This window comes from Rhizobium sp. NLR10b, from assembly GCF_019685435.1.
In the GTDB taxonomy this organism is placed as follows: domain Bacteria; phylum Pseudomonadota; class Alphaproteobacteria; order Rhizobiales; family Rhizobiaceae; genus Rhizobium.
In genome coordinates this window covers 31,710-50,154 of the sequence record NZ_JABDWV010000008.1, presented here as the reverse complement: position 1 = coordinate 50,154, position 18,445 = coordinate 31,710, and the positions used below count along the sequence as shown (strand labels likewise).

Annotated in this window: 18 protein-coding genes and 1 pseudogene; 8 read left to right on the top strand and 11 right to left on the bottom strand. The window is 59.2% G+C overall.

What is annotated here, in order from left to right; translation table 11 throughout:
- The first annotated feature begins 201 nt into the window (after positions 1 to 201).
- The 5 genes and pseudogenes from HJB91_RS14835 (at position 202) to HJB91_RS14815 (ending at position 4,651) form a co-directional block, all read left to right on the top strand.
- A complete protein-coding gene (locus HJB91_RS14835; protein WP_210631983.1) occupies positions 202 to 507 on the top strand; it encodes a hypothetical protein in 306 nt (101 codons plus the stop codon).
- A gap of 297 nt (positions 508 to 804) precedes the next feature.
- Positions 805 to 1,170 carry an EF-hand domain-containing protein gene (locus HJB91_RS14830; protein ID WP_210631982.1) on the top strand — a complete coding sequence of 122 codons (366 nt, stop codon included), beginning with the start codon at positions 805 to 807 and terminating at the stop codon, positions 1,168 to 1,170.
- 30 nt (positions 1,171 to 1,200) lie between these two features.
- A pseudogene (locus HJB91_RS14825) lies at positions 1,201 to 1,505 on the top strand (propionyl-CoA--succinate CoA transferase); the annotation flags it as partial.
- Between the two features lie 50 nt (positions 1,506 to 1,555).
- The gene (locus tag HJB91_RS14820; RefSeq protein ID WP_221155148.1) at positions 1,556 to 2,539 is read left to right on the top strand and encodes a zinc-dependent alcohol dehydrogenase family protein; all 984 of its coding nucleotides are present in this window, start codon (positions 1,556 to 1,558) and stop codon (positions 2,537 to 2,539) included.
- 204 nt (positions 2,540 to 2,743) lie between these two features.
- On the top strand, positions 2,744 to 4,651 hold the full coding sequence (locus HJB91_RS14815) for a PAS domain-containing sensor histidine kinase (protein ID WP_259669890.1): 1,908 nt from the start codon (positions 2,744 to 2,746) through the stop codon (positions 4,649 to 4,651).
- Positions 4,652 to 4,754: 103 nt separating this feature from the next.
- On the opposite strand, the gene HJB91_RS14810 is transcribed toward HJB91_RS14815, so the two are convergent.
- Complete coding sequence (locus HJB91_RS14810; protein ID WP_247241771.1) at positions 4,755 to 5,426, bottom strand: hypothetical protein; 672 nt, start codon at positions 5,424 to 5,426, stop codon at positions 4,755 to 4,757.
- A gap of 160 nt (positions 5,427 to 5,586) precedes the next feature.
- Here HJB91_RS14810 and HJB91_RS14805 point away from each other — a divergent pair, with 160 nt between their 5' ends.
- Positions 5,587 to 6,234, top strand: a complete 648-nt coding sequence (locus tag HJB91_RS14805; RefSeq protein ID WP_210631979.1) for a BON domain-containing protein — start codon at positions 5,587 to 5,589, stop codon at positions 6,232 to 6,234.
- 239 nt (positions 6,235 to 6,473) lie between these two features.
- Here HJB91_RS14805 and HJB91_RS14800 read toward each other — a convergent pair whose 3' ends face one another.
- Positions 6,474 to 7,520 (bottom strand): lysylphosphatidylglycerol synthase transmembrane domain-containing protein, encoded by a 1,047-nt coding sequence (locus tag HJB91_RS14800; protein WP_221155141.1) that lies wholly within the window; start codon positions 7,518 to 7,520, stop codon positions 6,474 to 6,476.
- Between the two features lie 9 nt (positions 7,521 to 7,529).
- Positions 7,530 to 9,377: an ATP-dependent zinc metalloprotease FtsH gene (gene ftsH / locus HJB91_RS14795; protein ID WP_221123494.1), complete on the bottom strand. Its 1,848-nt coding sequence runs from the start codon at positions 9,375 to 9,377 to the stop codon at positions 7,530 to 7,532.
- A gap of 196 nt (positions 9,378 to 9,573) precedes the next feature.
- Between ftsH and HJB91_RS14790 the strand changes: the two genes are divergently transcribed.
- Positions 9,574 to 10,005 carry a DUF3775 domain-containing protein gene (locus tag HJB91_RS14790; protein ID WP_210631976.1) on the top strand — a complete coding sequence of 144 codons (432 nt, stop codon included), beginning with the start codon at positions 9,574 to 9,576 and terminating at the stop codon, positions 10,003 to 10,005.
- A 90-nt stretch (positions 10,006 to 10,095) separates the two neighbouring features.
- Here HJB91_RS14790 and HJB91_RS14785 read toward each other — a convergent pair whose 3' ends face one another.
- The 3 genes from HJB91_RS14785 to HJB91_RS14775 form a co-directional block, all read right to left on the bottom strand.
- Complete coding sequence (locus tag HJB91_RS14785; RefSeq protein WP_210631975.1) at positions 10,096 to 10,260, bottom strand: hypothetical protein; 165 nt, start codon at positions 10,258 to 10,260, stop codon at positions 10,096 to 10,098.
- Positions 10,261 to 10,393: 133 nt separating this feature from the next.
- Positions 10,394 to 11,146 (bottom strand): helix-turn-helix domain-containing protein, encoded by a 753-nt coding sequence (locus HJB91_RS14780; RefSeq protein WP_210631974.1) that lies wholly within the window; start codon positions 11,144 to 11,146, stop codon positions 10,394 to 10,396.
- A gap of 246 nt (positions 11,147 to 11,392) precedes the next feature.
- Complete coding sequence (locus tag HJB91_RS14775; protein ID WP_221155140.1) at positions 11,393 to 11,860, bottom strand: hypothetical protein; 468 nt, start codon at positions 11,858 to 11,860, stop codon at positions 11,393 to 11,395.
- A 314-nt stretch (positions 11,861 to 12,174) separates the two neighbouring features.
- Between HJB91_RS14775 and HJB91_RS14770 the strand changes: the two genes are divergently transcribed.
- Positions 12,175 to 12,633 (top strand): pyridoxamine 5'-phosphate oxidase family protein, encoded by a 459-nt coding sequence (locus HJB91_RS14770; protein WP_210631972.1) that lies wholly within the window; start codon positions 12,175 to 12,177, stop codon positions 12,631 to 12,633.
- 241 nt (positions 12,634 to 12,874) lie between these two features.
- On the opposite strand, the gene HJB91_RS31150 is transcribed toward HJB91_RS14770, so the two are convergent.
- The 5 genes from HJB91_RS31150 to HJB91_RS14745 all read right to left on the bottom strand — a co-directional run bounded on the left by HJB91_RS31150 (position 12,875) and on the right by HJB91_RS14745 (position 17,974).
- Complete coding sequence (locus HJB91_RS31150) at positions 12,875 to 15,520, bottom strand: erythromycin esterase family protein (protein ID WP_221155139.1); 2,646 nt, start codon at positions 15,518 to 15,520, stop codon at positions 12,875 to 12,877.
- Between the two features lie 637 nt (positions 15,521 to 16,157).
- Entirely contained in the window at positions 16,158 to 16,580 is a 423-nt protein-coding gene (locus tag HJB91_RS14760; protein WP_221155137.1) for a hypothetical protein, read from the bottom strand.
- 181 nt (positions 16,581 to 16,761) lie between these two features.
- Complete coding sequence (locus tag HJB91_RS14755; RefSeq protein WP_210631969.1) at positions 16,762 to 17,409, bottom strand: BON domain-containing protein; 648 nt, start codon at positions 17,407 to 17,409, stop codon at positions 16,762 to 16,764.
- Between the two features lie 53 nt (positions 17,410 to 17,462).
- Positions 17,463 to 17,699: a hypothetical protein gene (locus HJB91_RS14750; RefSeq protein ID WP_221155136.1), complete on the bottom strand. Its 237-nt coding sequence runs from the start codon at positions 17,697 to 17,699 to the stop codon at positions 17,463 to 17,465.
- Positions 17,700 to 17,716: 17 nt separating this feature from the next.
- A complete protein-coding gene (locus HJB91_RS14745) occupies positions 17,717 to 17,974 on the bottom strand; it encodes a hypothetical protein (RefSeq protein ID WP_210631967.1) in 258 nt (85 codons plus the stop codon).
- Positions 17,975 to 18,445: the final 471 nt, after the last annotated feature.

Genomic DNA, 18,445 nt, shown 5'->3' with positions numbered 1-18,445 from the left:
CTTGCTGAGGGGCTTCAACCAAGCATCCGGATGCCGCAGATTTCCTGCTGAACCGTTCGTAAGAGGGGCGAGACGTTAAGCTCCCTGAAAGCAAAAGCGTTGCCATTGTTGACCTGAATCAATGGGGCTCACGCCCGATAGACAGATGATGGCTCTATCGTCATGGCCGCGGCTTCGCGGTCATATGCGGAGGATCATTCAATGGCGAACACTACCTTGCATGCGCAACCGTCAACCTACTCTGCAATGCCGATTCATGTCTCCGTGCTGGTGCTTGGCACGACACTGGCCGCCTTCGTAACCATCTCATTCCTGCTCTGCATGGTTCTCGGCTTCGTAGCTCCCGACTGGGGGCTGCATCGGCCTTGGCTGCAGTTCTTTTCGGGTCTGACCGGCTTTGATCTTCGAAGCCTGGCCCTGGGGACGATTCAAAGCGTTATCTTCGGCGGCTACGCGGGAGCATTGATCGCTATTATCTTCAACTTCATCAGCCGACGTTTTGGCTGATGAAGGCGATCTGTGGAGCTTGGGCGCAACCTCAGCCTACGTGAGCAATTTCGCCAGAACCTGCTTCTGTTTTCATCTGAGGCTGGCGTTTCTATTACCGCAGGCGTGCGTTATCCGGGCTTTCGGACTGCGCCTGTCGCCGATCACTGCGACGGACGCAGTGTCATGGCCTCGGGTCAGCATCGGCAAGTTGTCAACTGGATGACCCGGCGCCGGATCCGACGGATCCGGCATTCGAAATCGTCCTGCTCCACTTCGGAAACAGGCGAGTAGACAGATCCACCAAAGGAGAAGGACATGAGAAAGACAAGAATTCCAAACACTCTCGTTTTGGCCGCAACGATCGCCCTCGGCGCTGCGGGATTCGCGGTCGCACAGACGAACGGACAGGGCCAGGAGTCCATGCCCGGCTCCGGCATGATGCCCGGCGGAATGATGGGGCAAGGTATGATGATGCAGCCCGGCATGATGGGAGGCATGCCCCAGATGGGCATGCGCGGTCAGATGATGAAGATCATGTTCGCAATTGCCGACGTGGACGGGGATGGTGCGCTGTCATTCGAGGAGGTCACGGCCATCCATAAGCGGATTTTCGACAGCGTGGATGCCAACAAAGACGGCAAGGTCACGCCCGAGGAGATGCAGGCGTTCTGGCGGCAATAGGCAGGACCGGTAAATAAAAGGGGCCTGTGCATGACGTTCAAGGACCGGCTTCCGAACGATCGGTTGTGGGATCGTGTCGTCGATGCCGCGGAGGCCGCGCAGCTGATCACCGATGGCATGACCGCTGGCATGAGCGGCTTCACCAGAGCCGGCGAGGCCAAGGCCGTGCCGCTGGCGCTGGCGGAACGGGCAAGACGCGATCCGCTGAAGATCACACTGATGATCGGTGCCTCGCTCGGCGACAATCTCGACGGCACGCCACCGAGGCTCATGTCATCGCGCGCCGCATGCCGGTCCAATCCGATCCCGTCTTACTCCGGGCGATCAATGCCGGCTAAGTGATGTTCGTCGACCAGAGTCGCGTCACAGAGGTGAGGAGGCGTTGATGAAGGCAATGGTCCTCGAAAGGGTGGGCTCTCCGCTGCGCTCGGAAGAGCGGCCCGATCCCGCGCCGGGATATGGGCAACTAATGCTGAGGATGGAGGCGTGCGCCATCTGCAGAACCGATCTTCACGTCTGTGACGGCGATCTGGCCGATCCAAAGCTTCCGCTCGTTCCGGGCCATGAGATCGTCGGCATCGTCGAGGCCGTCGGCGGGGGTGTCGCTTCGTCGCGGCTCGGGCAAAGGGTCGGCGTGCCGTGGCTGGGACACACTTGCGGGTCCTGCTCCTTCTGCCGCGCCGGACGGGAGAACCTTTGCGACCGTCCTGAATTCACCGGCTACACGCGCGATGGCGGTTTTGCCACACATGTCGTTGCAGATGCGGATTATGCCTTTGCGCTGGAGAACGATGCCGACCCCGTTGCGCTTGCGCCGCTGCTGTGCGCCGGCCTTATAGGATGGCGTTCGCTGAAGAAGGCCGGCGATGCCGGCAAGATCGGTCTTTACGGATTTGGCGCGGCCGCTCATATCATCGCCCAGATCTGTCGCTGGCAGGGTCGCGAGGTCTATGCCTTCTCACGCCCCGGCGACGAGGCGGCGCAAGATTTCGCGCTCGGCCTCGGCTCCGTCTGGGCGGGAGGTTCGGACGAAAGTCCGCCGGTCCCACTCGACGCGGCGATCATCTTCGCGCCTGTCGGCGAGCTCGTGCCGGCTGCCTTGAAGGCAGTGCGGAAGGGGGGCAGGGTCGTTTGCGGCGGTATCCACATGACCGATCTCCCGGCGATGCCCTATGCCCTTATTTGGGGCGAGCGAAGCGTGGTCTCGGTCGCTAATCTCACGCGCGCCGACTCGGAGGAATTCTTTCCGGTCGCTCGCAAGGCCAGGGTCAGGACCCATACGTCTGTCTATGCGCTTGTCGATGCCAACAGAGCGCTTGAGGATCTTCGGCTAGGCCGGGTGAACGGGGCCGCCGTTCTGACGCCTTGAGCGGTTGCCGCAGTCTTGACCCGAAAGCGAGACGCTCTCGTAGCCGGTAGGCGGCCGTGGGATAACCTGTTGTCGGCCGGCACCCGACGCTGTCTCGCAAAATGTGGCACGATAGTGCATTCTTGATGGCGGCGAATGTCGGATGATCTTACGATCGAAGCCGCGCCACCTGTCTTTTGATGAAGAAGTGCCATGAACGGCGACATGACGACCAGATCCACCAGCGAAACCCAGCTCGTCGAGCTCGCGCGCCTGCTCGATGGAGCTAATCTCATCATCCATGGTTTCGATGGCGTCATCAGCCGGTGGACCGGCGGCTGCGAAGCACTTTACGGCTGGTCGCGGGAAGAGGCTCTCGGCAAGGTCGTACATGAGCTTCTGGCAACGCATTTCCCCCGGCCGGTGGAAGAAATCCGCGAAGCGGTGCGAAGCGAAGGCGCCTGGGAAGGCGAGGTGCTGCATCGCCACAAGGACGGGCGCACCCTCTTCATCGCTACTCGCTGGATTGGGATCGACCCATCTTCCTCCAAGGGCATGATCGTCCAGACCAACAATGATGTGACCAGTATGAAGAGGGTGCAGGATGATCTCGCAGGACGGGAGGCGCATTTGCGCTCCATCCTCGATACCGTTCCCGAGGCGATGATCGTCATCGACAGTACCGGCACCATCTCCTCTTTCAGCGCCGCGGCCGAGCGACTTTTCGGCTATTCCTCCGAGGAAGTCTTTGGCCGGAACGTCAAGATGTTGATGCCGCAGCCTGATCGCGACGCGCATGATGGCTATCTCTCTCGCTACATGACGACTGGCGAACGGCGCATCATCGGCTATGGCCGGGTAGTGACCGGGCAGCGCAAGGACGGCTCCGTCTTTCCCATGGAGCTCGCTGTCGGCGAGGCCATTGCCAATGGCAAGCAGATATTCACCGGTTTCATCCGTGATCTGACGAGCCGCCAGAGGATCGACGAGGAACTGCGCCAATCGCAGAAGATGGAAGCGATTGGTCAGTTGACCGGAGGACTGGCGCACGACTTCAACAATCTTCTGACCGTCGTCATCGGCAATCTCGAGATGATCGAGGATAAGTTGACCGACGAAAGGCTGCGGCCGCTCCTGCGTGAGGCGCAGAATGCTGCTGACGATGGCGCCAAACTTACGGGCCAGTTGCTCGCCTTTGGCCGCCGGCAGCCGCTGAACCCGAAGCTCGTTGATGTCGCGCAATTGGTTTCAGGCTTTTCCGAGCTGCTGCGGCGCACTGTGGGCGAGGCGATCGAGTTCCGTACCATCGTCACCGGCGTAGACAACAAGGCGCTCGTCGACAGCTCGCAACTCCAAAATGCGCTTTTGAACCTCGTGCTCAATGGCAGGGACGCGATGCCCCGCGGCGGGCAGGTTTCGATCGAGATCTCGCGTGTCAAGCTCGATGTCGACTATGCCAAGATGTATCCCGAGGTGCGCACCGGCGATTACGTGCTGATCTCGGTCACCGACACCGGCGGCGGCATGACGGCCGAGGTCAAGCAGCGGGCCTTCGAACCCTTCTTCACCACCAAGGGCGTCGGCGCCGGAACCGGGCTCGGCCTTTCGATGGTTTATGGCTTCGCCAAGCAATCCGGCGGTTTTATCCAGCTTTACAGCGAGATCGACCGGGGTACGAGTGTGCGCGTCTTCCTTCCAGCCGCGCGCGCGGCGGCAGAAGGCGCCGGCGAAGAGGGAGCGAAAGAGCGCCTCCAACCGAGCATTCCGGGCGGCGTCGAAAAAATCCTCGTCGTCGAGGACGATCCGCGCGTGCGCCGCGTCGCTGTCTCCCGTCTGGCAGCCGCAGGTTACACGGTCGTCTCGGCCGCGAATGGTGGGGAAGCGCTGGAGCGGCTGGAGGAACATGATGATATCGCCTTGCTCTTCACCGATATCGTCATGCCAGGCGGCATGACCGGCGATGAGCTCGCCAACGAAGTGAGGGCGCGGAAGCCCGGGATCAAGATCCTGTTCACGTCTGGGTACGCGGAGCCGGCAATCGCAGGCCGGGAGCTGGCCCTTTCCGGGAGCTGGCTGAAGAAGCCTTATACCGCCCGTGAGTTGGCGTTCCGGCTCCGTGAGCTCCTCGATTGACTTCGCCTTTCGCTGGGGTTCCCGAAACTTCTCGTCGGCGCTGCCACGCGGGAAAACCTGTTGCGTGGGTGATTGCGGGGAGGAGCGGGCCGGATCTGGATAATCATGCTGCAACGACTTTCACATCGGCTGCCGCGAGTCCTTGATAGAAGCGGCGTTTAAGGGCGATGGACCACCAATCATAAAGGAAGATCTCGAGCGGGCGCCAATTCGCAACCCAGCCGAAAATAAGCAGACTTTCGCTCAGGACCTTTCCAAGGGTGTCCGATCCCATCACGTTGATGATGAGTTGGCTGCAAACGATGCTCAACGCCAGGGTCGGAATGCCAACGATCAGTTCACGTCGCCCTTCCCGTAGGAGCTCCCGCAATTCGCGGCGAGTTTGAACGGCTCGATCGCCGAAGTTATGTTGAATTGCCTCGCATATCATTGCAGCCGAGTCGGTTGCGAGTTCTTGAACTGGCAGCTGAACGACGATCTCCAGCCGAGCGCTTCTCGGTGCTTCCTGTGCCCATTCGACGATGAAGCGCTCCGCGTCTGGATCAAGGTCCCGCTCACGAAATGGCGTGGGGTCGAGGGAGTTGAATAGGCGCGCGGCGCAATCGACTTTCAAAATGATCGTGTGGCTCTCATCGTCCATCTGCCGAACAATCTCTTTTTGGCGCCCTATGTGACGCAAACCTTCATCAGCGGTCGGGCTCGATCTCAGCATCCACATGCATGATTTCTTGAGTTTATCGGAGTTTTGGCGACGCCTTTCCTTGAGATCGGTCAAATCAGGCGCCTGCGGAAGAGTTCATGAGGGAAATTGCAATCGGATCTCAAACGCGCAGTCGCAAGCTTTCTTTGATCGACCGCAATGCAGTCCTGCCGGGAAAGGGACAGAGTTGCCTCCGAGGGTCCCCCTCTATCATCTTCAAAAGTGGAGAGATCAGATGCACGACAGTACCATACAACAGGACGTTCTGGACGAACTTGAGTTCGAGCCAAGCATTGATGCTGCCAATATCGGCGTCGCGGTCGAAAATGGGATCGTCACCCTGTCAGGCCACGTCGAGAGTTATGCGGAAAAGGCCGCTGCCGAAGCAGCGGCGCGACGTGTGAGAGGTGTACGGGCAATTGCCGAGGAAATCGAGATTCGCTATCCGGAGCGGAAGAAGCATGCCGACGACGAAATTGCTGCCCGGGCGGTGAAGATCATCAGTTGGGATACAGCACTTCCAGATGCCGCTATCGGCGTGACCGTCCAGCGCGGCTGCGTTACGCTGACGGGCGAGGTGCCGTGGCACTTCCAGCGCGTCGCGGCGGAAAATGCCGTCCGCAAACTGGGCGGGGTTCTGGCGATCGTCAATCGTGTGACCATTCGGCCGACCGCAAGCGCGGCTGACGTTCGGGAGCGTATCGAGAGTGCATTGCGCCGCAATGCCGAGATCGAGGCGTCCGGCATTCGCGCTGACGTGGCCGGCGGCAGCGTTGTCCTCAATGGCGATGTCCATTCCTTGAACGAGCGTCGCGCCGCTGAACGCGCTGCCTGGTCTGTTCCCGGCGTGACCAAGGTAGACAACCGCATCGCGGTGCACTGAAGGGAAGGGAATCGTCAGGCGACGGCTCGGCGTCTGCTCAAGCAGCATATCGGCCTGGCTGAAGTCGAGCCGCCGTGTATGACCGAATGCCGCAGATGGGGCCTCACGCGTCGCATCGATTCATGCGACGCGTTTTAAGTGTTTGGTCTCGTGTATGCCGACATTGCCACGGCGACCTCCGCGACAGGCACCATGTGAATTTCACTACTGGCGTCTTCTCCTGGCTGAACCCATCGCGATTATGATGTCTGCTTCTCCCGGGCTTCTCGGCCAATAAGCCAGAGGCCAGGCAGCATCGGCAGCCAGAACGTGAAGCCTCGCAGCATAAGTGTCGCCGCGAGTCCCATTTCGACCTGCACCCCGAGCAGGTGAAGGAGAGCGACGCAGCTTCCTTCGAAGGGACCGAGACCAAGTGGTAGCGGCGAAAGTGTCGCGACGACGGAGGCCAGAATGAAACAGACCAGGGCGTTCGACAGCTCGATGTGCACGCCAATTGCCCGTAGCGCGAGCCATAACGTTGCAGCGTCGAGAAGAAAGATCGCTGCCTGTAAGGCCGTTGCCTGAGCCAGAACGGTACCGTCGCTCAGCAAGTCGCGCCTGACTTTGGCTAGCATGTCCGCAGTTCTCGCGATAGGCGGCCAGGACAACATCCGTCTGGGGATAAACCGGCCGCGGGAGTGGGCGACAAGGAGCAGAAGAGCCGCGATGAGGACGACGACGCCACTGAAGGCGATCGATAGGGAGAACCAGATGTCGGTCAGTTCGCCTCCGTACCACAGAAGTGCGAAGGCCATGAAGGCGACCAGCAGATAGGCGGCGTAATAGGAGATTGCCGCCACCAGCAGCGCGGTTATCGCAATCGGCGAGGGAACAGCCCGCTTGATCAGGCCGCGAACCACCATGAGGCTACCGCTCAGCCCACCGGTCGGGATCGCCTGATTGGCGAAAAGTTCAACAACTGCCAGGCAAAGGAGGTCGGGGATCCGTTTGCGGTGGCCGGCCTTGGCCATCACCATTGCCCAGATTGCCGCCGCACAGACATAGGTGGCTGCCTGGACTATCAGCGCCGCCGCAAGCCAGCTGGGATCCGCTGATTTCAGTGTGGCGATGAACAGACTGAGATCGCCGAAGTGCAGGATGAAGCCGACCAATCCTGCAAGGACGAGAACGCCAATTCCCCAGCCGACGAGCAGGTTGACGGTGCTCGGCTCACTTGAAAGCGATGGGAATTCCGACTCCAGCGATGGCTCCCCCGGTGCCACGAGATCTGGTCGGCGATTGACCATGATCGCATCCTATTGTGCCGCGAGTGGCAGGTCTTCCTGCACCTGATGGGCGCTCGCACTGTCGCCACGCTGCAGCGGCTCGAAATCGGCAGGGGTGATCGTTTCGCGCTCAAGCAGCAGCTTGGCGCCTGCGTGGAGATCGGCCATGCGTGTCTTCAGCAGCGCTTTAGCTTGTTCATAAGCCTCGTCGAGCATGGTGCGAATAGCGATGTCGACCTCGCGTGCAGTAGCTTCAGAATAGTCTTTCTGCCGCAGGTCCGGCTGGCCGTCGCCCAGCCACTGAAGACGCTGCGGTTCCAGGACGGCTTGGCCGACCGAACTCATGCCGAAGCGAGTCACACATCCCCGCGCCACATCGGTGGCCTTGGCAAGGTCGTCGGCAGCTCCCGTCGACACCTCGCCGAAGACGACGGCCTCCGCGGCCCGGCCTGCCAACAGAGCGATCATCCGCTCCTTCAACTCGCCGAGGGTGATCAGAAAGCGATCCTCCGTTGGCCGCTGCAGCGTATAGCCCAAGGCCCCGATGGAACGCGGAATAATCGAAACCTTCTGCACCGGATCGGTCCTCGTCAGGGCAGCTGCCGCCAGCGCGTGTCCCATCTCGTGATAGGCAACGCGCTCGCGCTCCTGCGGATTGAGCAGACGGCTGCGGCGTTCGGAACCGGCGACGATGCGCTCCACCGCCTGAGTGAAATCATCCATATTGACGGTGGTGCCGTTGCGGCGCGTCGCGAAGATCGCCGCCTCGTTGACGAGATTGGCAAGGTCGGCGCCTGTGAACCCCGGCGTCAGGCCCGCTATGTCGTCGACCTTCACGTCAGGCGCCATCGTCACCTTCTTCGCGTGGACGGCAAGAATGGCGGCACGACCTTTCCGGTCCGGCCGGTCGATTACGACCTGCCGATCGAAACGGCCGGCACGCAGCAGCGCCGCGTCCAGAATCTCAGGTCGGTTGGTGGCGGCCAGGAGCACGATTCCCACCCGGGGGTCGAAGCCGTCGAGTTCGGATAGAAGCTGGTTGAGCGTCTGCTCCTTCTCGTCGCTGCCGCCGTAACCCGCAAGCGGGCTTCGAGCGCGGCCGAGCGCATCGAGCTCGTCGATGAAAATGATGCACGGGGCGGCGTCCCGCGCCTGCTCGAAAAGATCGCGGACGCGCGCCGCACCGACACCGACGAACATCTCGACGAATTCTGATCCGGAGATCGAGAAGAAGGGCACACCCGCCTCGCCAGCCACCGCACGAGCCAGCAGCGTCTTGCCGGTGCCCGGCGGACCCACGAGCAGGATGCCCTTGGGAATACGGGCGCCAAGCCGACCGTACTTGTCCTTCTCCTTCAGGAAGGAAACGATCTCCTGCAATTCGGCCTTGGCCTCGTCTGCACCGGCGACGTCCTCGAACGTGACACCGGTCTTGCGTTCGAGGTAGACCTTGGCCCGGGATTTGCCGATATTGATCAGCCCCCCCATGCCCTGCCGCTCCGCAAAGCCGCGGAAGAGGAAAACCCAGACGCCGAGGAACAGCAGCGTCGGCAGCACCCAGGAAAGGAGGGTCGTCAGCCAATTGCTGTCCGTGCCTCCCATAACCTTGACGCCGGCCCTTTCGAAAGCCTCGGCGGCGGCGGGATCGACGCGGTTGCTGACGAACAATGTCTTGCCGTTTTGCGGTTGCTTGAACATGCCCTGGATCGTCGTCTCAGTCAGCGTTACCGACTGTACCTTTCCGTCGCTGACCATGTGCATCAGATCGCTATAGGCAACCTCGACGACATCTCTCGATGCGAGCCAGAGCTGAAAAATTCCGACCAAGACCATCGCAACGAAGAAGTACCCAAGGTTGAAGCCGTGTTTGCGTTCCATCGGTCACTCCCGCATCCGCGTTCTTCCATTTTCCTTGCATAAGTGGGCGAGGCGATCATTGACGCCGATCAAGTTGCGGCGCGTCGCCATGGGAAAGTGTCGCGATCGGCGGAATTTGAAATTGATCCAACGCAACGCGGCCAAACCGAAAGCTGATAGACTGTGAGGTTAAGATGACGTGATGTGAGGAAGCGACATGCGCAATGATGCGAGCGGTGATTGGAAGCCTGGCATTTCGCCGGATAAAGTGCGCTTTCTCATTCTTAAGAGCCGGGAATTCGACGCGAAGGACGTGCTCACGGAGCCGGATCCCGGCTCCAATCCGACGGATGACAATATGATTGAAATCCTGGAAGAGCATCCGGATGACGTCGTCGAAAAGGAGCTGGAAAGCGCGATCTGGGCGCTCAACGAAGACGAGCAGATTGATCTTGTCGCTCTTGCCTGGCTCGGTCGCGGTGATGGCGACGCCAGCGAATGGGACGATCTGCGCCATCAGGCTGCCGAAGCGCATAACAATCGCACGGCTGCCTACCTTCTTGGCCTGCCGCTGCTGCCGGACTACCTCGAAGAGGCGCTCGACCAGTTCGGAGAGAGCTCGGCTGCCGCAATGGAAGGCAAATTGTAGAGGCACCAGTGCAACGGAAGGTACGTTGCAAAGCTTAGCCGTGCGCCGGCGAAGAGCCGCCGGTTCAAACCACACCAAGGATAGCGATAGTCAGGACCTCTTGAAGCTGTCAGCCTTTTTCTCAATCGCCTGTTCCAACTGCGCTTGCTCTTGGTCGATCATCCGACTTAGTTTTTCACGCTCTACAGGATCTCGCGCCAGTTCGAGCATGTCCTGAAATCGCCTGATGTTCTGCTGGATGACATAAGGGTCCATGGTCGTAGCCCTGTTCCGGACAGCGGGAACGCCCATTTTAGTCTCACGCCCGCCCAGATCAATAGCTCGTTTTAGCTATGGTCAGCTTCCATGATGTATGTTCGTTGTCACATCTATTTCCCGCCGCTGGCGTTCAGTGGTGCGACCCCCTTGCATAGCTGGCGAATTCCACCATGTTGTCGACGTATTCGTCGTCATTGCCCGCCAGTAGCACCAGAGCGGAGCGCTTGACGATCCTGACTGAATGACGACCGGCGGGGGCGACGACGCCCTTGTTCGTCAGCTTCGTCATCGTCCGCGAGACCGTCTCGATGGTCAGGCCGAGATAATCCGCAATATCGAGCCGGGTCATCGGCAGCTCGATGATGGCATCGCACTGGCGGCGGTCAGCATCGCGAAGGAGTTCCTTCAATAGAAAGCTGCAAACGCGCTCCTCGGCATTCTTGCGGGAGAGGAGCACCATCTGATCCTGGGCGGCTGCCATCTCGTCGCAGAGATGGACAAAGACCTCAGGCCGCAGATCCGGTGATTTGTCGACCGCTGTCTCGAAAGCCCTGCGTGAGATGCGGCGGACCTTGATATCGGTGACCGCTTCGGCGCTGTAGAGATAGTGGCTCTTTAGCGATACGCCGATAATGTCGCCGTCATGCAGGAAACCGGTGATGACGCGGCGGCCATCGGAGATGATCTTGAAGATCCGCAGGCTGCCCTCGATAACCTCGAAGAGATGCGTGGCGGCATCCCCCTCGAAGAACAGCGATTGGCCCGCGGCGACGCGTTCGACGGGCTGTTTTTGGAAAAGTGCCTGAAGGCCGGTCGGCGCGGAGCCAGGAAAGGTCGCGCTCGTGACGCCTTCTGCGTGGTGAAAATTGGCGACCTGCAGCATGTCCATCCCTCCGTGCTGTTGATGACGACAATTGACCAGCCGCCGGTGACACGCCGATGCCGCGCGTGTTAAAGATGGTGCGAATTTGTAACAGTTGGTAACAGGCAACGGCTTGTCGAGCAGATGGGTCCGGCGGGGCCCGTTCGACGGCGGGATAATAAGGTCCATGCCTCCAGATCATCCCGTTTCGGCAACAGGTGCATATTCGCAGCAGCCTCGGCCACAAATATAATGCGCCTTTCGTTGTCAGCGGCCTGCAAGCGAGCTTCCCGCAATTGGTACAATCACGCTGCCTTTCGAGGCCGGCTGGCATTGTGGAGCAGACCACCAGCAATCCTTTGCCAATCTGCGAAAATGTACAGTACGAACCGCGTACTTTCTCGCAATCTCGGTTGCGTAGTCATACAGCGCGCGGCAGATGGCATTCTGGTTTGCGCCTTCTTCAACAATAAGAACCGGCACGTCCAGCACCTCGTGATAAGGCCACTGTTGCGTGCGTTGGAGCAAACAAAAGCCTCTGATCATGCCAACTCTATCGACGGCGATGAGCATTTGGTTTGAGCCCCGATGGGTCATGCCCGCTGGATATTCGACGGTCAGCTGCTTGAGTTCCTGCCACACAGCCGGCGGCGGCATTGCGCCTCCCGCATCCAGAAACCGCTCGAGGTCCGGCCAATCGCACTCCTGAACCGGCGCTACAGTAAAGTCGCTCACACCGCTTGCCCTCCCGCTGCAATGAGGAGCAAAGATCTAACGAACTATAGATGTCGGACGGCTGGAGAACATTGCGACAGATCAAACGCTCCGGCCCGTGAGAATTGGCCTTGCACTGTCGAAGACTTGCTCGTGCGCGCTCGAAAACTCCTGCGTTGGCAAACTGTCGCGGCGCCTCCTCTCTCAAACGAGATCAGATTCAAACGGAACCCGCCTGGTGCGTTGTTCCTGAAATCTGTGGCGAATTGAGCTATCGCAAGGTCTTGTGGCGAGCAGTGTGGCATTGTCTCAATACTCGGCTGGAGGCGACGACGATGAGCGTGACGATTAAGGAAATGAACACAGACGATTGCTTCGATATGCTTCGCCACGCGAAAACGGGAATATTGGCATGTAGCCATGAGAACAAACCCTATCTCGTGCCGATCTCCTTTGCCTGCGAGGAACGAAAGATCTACGCCTTCTCGCTCGAGGGAAAGAAAATCGACTGGATGCGCGCAAATCCCCAAGTTTGCGTGCTGGTCCACGAACATACATCCCGTGGCTCATGGCGTTCCGTGATTGCCTCCGGACGCTTCGAAGAATTTCCAGATAAGAATGGCTTTGCCAGTGAACGTCAGCACGCCTGGAGTGTTCTGCAGAAGGACAGCGGGTGGTGGGAGCCTGGCGCGCTCACCCCTGAAGATGGGACCGCCGCAAAGCCACGCGAGCCGATTTTCTTTGGAATTTGGGTTGAAGAGATTTCGGGCAGGCATGGTGTCGAGGCAATTTGAGATGAATCGGAAGGAGTGCCGTGAGAGCTTTGGCTCTTCCCAATAAGCCGATGTGGCGACCCTTTTTCGTTTCGGATGCCTGGCAAAAATGCTTCGCCTTTAGATCCGGATGGCTGTCATTGGATCTTGACGTGGTGACGCCTTATGTGACGGACTCGTCGCGTCCACGGTTTTGAGGCTGGGACATAGACTTGAACAGCCTCCTGAAGTGGCGTGAGAAAAACTGAAGGATAGCGGCGCTTCATAGACCGAAGGGATAAGTCTCATCCTCTCCGGCGGCCACCTCAGTCGGCAAGGGAGTTACTGCGCAGGTCTGATCGAACCACACGAACGCATCGTACTGGTCGGACAACGACGCGTAACTGTAGTGACTCCATCGCTCCGTCTCGGGCCGATAGATGACACCAATGTAGCGTTCAAGCCGCGGGGCAGCGATGACGCGGCGGAGATTGTCGTGCTCCTTTGCGCGAAAATCTACCAGGAAGCGGTCGGCGCCGACGTTGTGGAACAAGTCCTCGTAACTGCCTGGGCGAGACGATCGTATGGCCTTGATTTCCATCGGCCCATCCCATTCCGATGCCGCCGCGACGGTACCGGAATGTGTGCCAAAGCCGATCAGCGCTGCATCACGTCCATACGCCTGTCTGCACAACTGGCCGATGTTCAGCTCGCCGCGCTCCATACCCATTTCGGTGAACCGCGCGTCTCCGATGTGGGAATTGTGTGCCCAGATAACCGCTTTCGCTTTTGGACCTGTCCATGCGAGGATATTCTGCAGCGCGTTGAACATGTGCTGGTCGCGGTGGTTCCATGATTCATGGGCCCCGTAATACATGGCCCGATAGTAGCGTTCCGCGTCAGCCACAAGACGGGCATTCTGCATCGCGTCGAAGAACTCAGCGCCATCGTTCTTGGCGTATTGGAGCTCCTTCTGCAGCAGGTCGATGAGAATGCGTGTCACCGGCCGTTCGCACAGTGCATAACCTTCAGTCAGCGATGCGCGGCCATAGGCAGCCGGCTCCCGCGACCACGGCGACAGGCAGGCATACCGTTCACGCGCAATTTGCGCAGCCTTGGGATCCACGCGGTCTAGATAGGCGAGCACTGCGGCGATCGACGCCGTCATGTTGTAAAGATCCAGGCCATAGAAACCGACCTTTTCACCTTGGAGTTTCGTGGCGTTGTGATCGCGCAGGAAACTGATGAAGGCGTCGACATCCTTGTTGCGCCACATCCAGGTGGGGAATCGCGCGAACGGTGTTGAGTGCATTGGCCGATGCGGGCTTTGCCGAACATAGCGGTCGATTGCGGCGGCATCGGGCCAGTCAGCCTCCACAGCGACAATCGTGAAGCCGTGCCGCTCGATCAGACGGCGCGTGATAGCGGCGCGAGCCCGATAAAATTCCGAAGTACCGTGGGAGGCTTCGCCAAGCAACACGACCCTTGCTTGAGCGAACCGGTCAAAGACGGCTGCGAAATTCGCGTCCTCCAGCGAAGGCAGTGGCTCGGCCGCAGTCCGCAACACGGCCACTGCCGATGTCTGTGAGATTGACTGAGGTATCGCGGAGGCTGGCTGGTTGGGCGTCAACAGGTAATGCTCGAACCAGGCACTTGCCAAGTCGGTCACCGCTTCAAGCGCACCAGGTTCTTCGAACAGATGCGTGGCTCCAGGAACGATTTTGAGCAGCTTCTCACATGCGAGTGCATTTAGTGCCTTGTGGTTCAGGGTAAGAACCTCCCGATCATCGCCGCCGACAATGAGCAGGGTCGGTGCTTCGACCTCGGCCAGACGCGGCCCGGCGAGATCAGGGCGCCCGCCGCGCGAGACTACCGCTGCCACGCGGCCTTGAAGTTCGGCAGCTGCCAACATTGCCGCCCCGGCGCCGGTGCTCGCACCGAACAGCCCCAACGGTAGATCGGCAATGTCCGGCTCAGCCTGAATCCAGATCGCAGCCTCGAGCAAACGCTCGGCAAGCAATGGAATATCGAAGACATTTCGGCGGTCTGTCGCCTCATCTGCCGTCAGCAGATCAAGAAGAAGCGTCGCGAAACCCTTGTCATTCAGCCGGTCAGCGACAGCAATGTTGCGAGGACTGAGGCGGCTCGACCCACTACCATGGGCGAATAATATGATGCCCCGTGGATCCGGTGGCACGCTCAAATCGCCCACCAGACTGTGCGGCGGGACCACGATACGGCGCCTGGAACGATCTTGGCCGGTGGTACTACCCTCGGCCCATCCTTGTCTCAGCAGCCCGATTGTCTCTTCATCGGTGAGTTGGTGGAAATCGCTGTAGAATGCGCCCACTCCCTGAAAACCTCGCGCCGGATGAAGACAGACGATAATGTCCGCATATGGACGCATTTCCGCCAGCGTTGCTTCTGGCGCCACGGGAACAGCAAGTACAACTTTTGCGGCACCCTGTTTTTTGATTGCGATGAGCGCGGCTTTGGCTGTTGCCCCCGTGGCAAGACCATCATCGACGACGATTGCGGTTCGTCCCGCCGGCTCCAACCGCGCATGACTACCGAGGTATAAGGCGCGCCGACGTTCGAGCTCGACAAGTTCCCGTTGCCGCGCACGCTCAAGGTAAGTATCGTCGGCACCCGTCGCCATTCGTACGTCTTCATTGATGACGGTTTCGGCCCCTGAGCCTTCGACGACAGCACCGAGCGCCACTTCGGGCGTCCCCGGCGCGCCAATCTTTCGGACCAGAAGGAGATCGAGCGGCGCTTGCAAAGCACGGGAGATTTCCAGCGCGACCGGTACGCCACCGCGCGGCAAGGCATAGACGACAGGTTGCTCGAGAGATAGCGCGACGAGCTTGGTCGCTAGCTGACGCCCTGCATCGAACCTGTCCCGAAATTGGAAGTGCAATTGAACCATACAGATAGAATGTGTGCCTGTTGATCTGCCACGCATTGATCAACATCAAATCCTCGCGGGAAATAGATGGACTAACTTTGCATTCGATGATGACGCGGAGCAGCAATCGGCGGCCATTTCGATAGGGAATCAATTTAGCACGCGGAACCTATTCAATTGAGCTCTACTACTGGCGCTTCCCTGCCTGCCAGTCCGGCGCTGCTTTTGCGAGCCCGGCTGGTATCGTTCTATGAACATGCTGTCGCGATCACGTGTGACGTCCGAGCTGCCTGCCAACATGCTCGTCATGGCAGCCTATGGCCATGCGCGGCTGCGAGCGGATATTCGTTACCCAAGCGATGATCGATAGGGCGACGGCCCCGATCCTGCTGGCGAGACAAGATGCGGTCGGCATGTTTCGCCAATCGCGGCATTGCGTCGCGATCAAGTCAGCTTGTACATCGGCTGATCTGAATACTCTTGCTGTCAGCTCGCTTGTTCTCAACGTGGAGCTCTGGCGGTGGGCCAGCGAGGGCCGAACCGAACCTATCTATCCTGACGTTTCGTGACTGATCTGCGCAGCGTTGAATTCTGCTGGACGAAATCGGACGCAACCCCGTCTTAGGGCGCCGAGCGATTACGGCGGCTGGAAGGAGGGTCAAAGCGGGTGCATGCTCCCGTGATCCCAACGATGACGATATTCCTGGTTATCGAGGAGGTTCCAGTTCTCTGGCCTGAGCGTCCAGACCCTCAAATAATTGCAGTTCGCGTCAATCGCCTTCTTCCTCACATTGGAAAAGAGCTTTGCGGCGATCTCCTGCTCGCGAAACGGGCTCACCACGATGAAAATCGCAACATCGAACAGACGCCCGGCAAGTGGGTGGTTCTCGATTCGAGCGTGGCAGAGTCCGCGGACGTGATCATCGATATCGGCCGCGACGATGAAGTTGCAGCGTTCCGAACCGCTAGTGACCTGACGCCAGGAGGCGAGCGTCAGACGTGGCATTGCCGCCTGGGCGACGACATACGCACGCTCTATCTGAGTTTCCTGCAACTGGCCGATCTTCAGTTCGGATGTCATATGAAACCATTCACGCCAAGCGACGGATTGCCGCCTCGCCGTTCTGACGGAGCAGCGCTTCTTGTTGCGCTGGCAACAGCGCGTCGCCTTCTCAGATGACCTGCATGCAATCGCTGATGCAGTCACGCCGGGGACAGCAAAACCTCCCCGGCACGAATTTTGATGTGAAGCCTTAATGCGATCATCCGATCGCTATCTGATCATTCAACGTCTTGATTCCCGGAGCCGACCAGGCTGCCCGTTCGGCCGCTCTCCGCTCCGACCAAGTATGGACCTTGCCTTTGAGAGTTACGCTGCCGCCGGACACTTCGACCCGAATTCCCTGCGATTCCAGCTCGGCATCACGCTTGAACGCATCCTCGATGCGCTTCTTCACGTCAGCAGCGCTGACACGAGGACTGATCTCGATCAAATTCGACAGGCCGACGACGCCCACGAGGTTGCGAACGGCATCGGACGCAGCATTTTTCTGATATTGCCATTCGGCCTTGCCGGTGAGCGTGATCCAGCCCTTTTGGACCTTGACCTGGATTGCGCCCTTCGGGACGGAAACGTTCCAGTCGAGCATGTTGGCGGCGCGGCGGGCGATATCATCGTCGGAAGCCTCGTAGTTTCCGAAGATCCTGACGTCGATCTCTTGGGCAATGCCTCGCACGCCTTTGATCCGCTTTACCACTCGCTCGGCGGTCTCCTTTTCTGAGTAGGAGCCGACGTGACCGGTGAGAGTGACGATGCCCTCTTCGACGGATATTCCGATGTTGGCGGCATCGATACTGGGTTCGAAGTCAAGCTCGTCGATGATGTTCTGTCTGAGAGTAATATCGTCCATGATTTGCTCCTTTCTGCTTTCAGGACTTTTTCCGGCAACGGCCGAAGGCGCTTTCAGACGGGAAGCCCCATGCGTTCGTTTGCCGATTTCGCGCGCAACCCCTCCTTCTGCTGAAGCAAGGCGCTGCGCAGTTGGTCAAGTTGTGCGCGCGATCTCTGAATTGGGCTTTGGTCGTTGTAGACCGCCGCCGGCAGGGTCACCCGTGGACCCTTCGAAATGCGGTGGCCTGCCCCGTCCAGGCTCATCAGACCGACGAGGCCGATGGAAGAAACGAAAATCGCTGCTGGCATCCGCATTTTCTTCTCCTTCAGAAATGAAAGGTGGTAACCGGCCCGACATATTCCGTCACGAAGCCGAAAGAACGGGCTTTCCTGATCAGTGCGTTGGCGCCAATGAGGTTGGTCTTGATGATCTGATCCTCTTTTGGATCGCCTTGGCCGAAATTCGCGCGCATCCAATGGGCTGCTCGGGGCGTGAGCGGGCTGATCGTCCAGTGGCTGGCCTCTTCACGCTTAACCCTGAAATCTGGCAGTTGCTGCTCATTCGAAGCAATTAAGACGGACATCCAATTTCTCCCCTATCGGCGCAACGATACGTTCGACATGAAGCCCGCGATACTCGGAGGTCTTCCGAGGCGCGAGCGATATACATGAGATGAGCTCCTTCTTCTTTCGTTCACCATAGGCGAAATGTTCCGGCGCTCTTTGATTCGAATCAAAGACGTCGAATGAAGTTGTTGCACGCGGGGGAAACAGGAGTGGCTCGCTTCGGACAGCCGCCTCCCAGTCGAGACGTCGACGGCGGTGGTCTGCGAAGGATTGAGCGGTTCAATGCATTTATGCAATTTCTGATCAAGGCATCGCCTACCGCGGGAGCTCAGGAGATGACCCGACGGATCTCGATCGGCATTGAAGGGTCAATTGCTCGAACTTCGATGAAGAGGAATTGCGCCAAACTCTGGTCACTGAGGCTGATTTTTTCGACCTTGACCAACGTCAATGTCCGAAAACCTATCATCGGCTAAAGGATCGGAAAA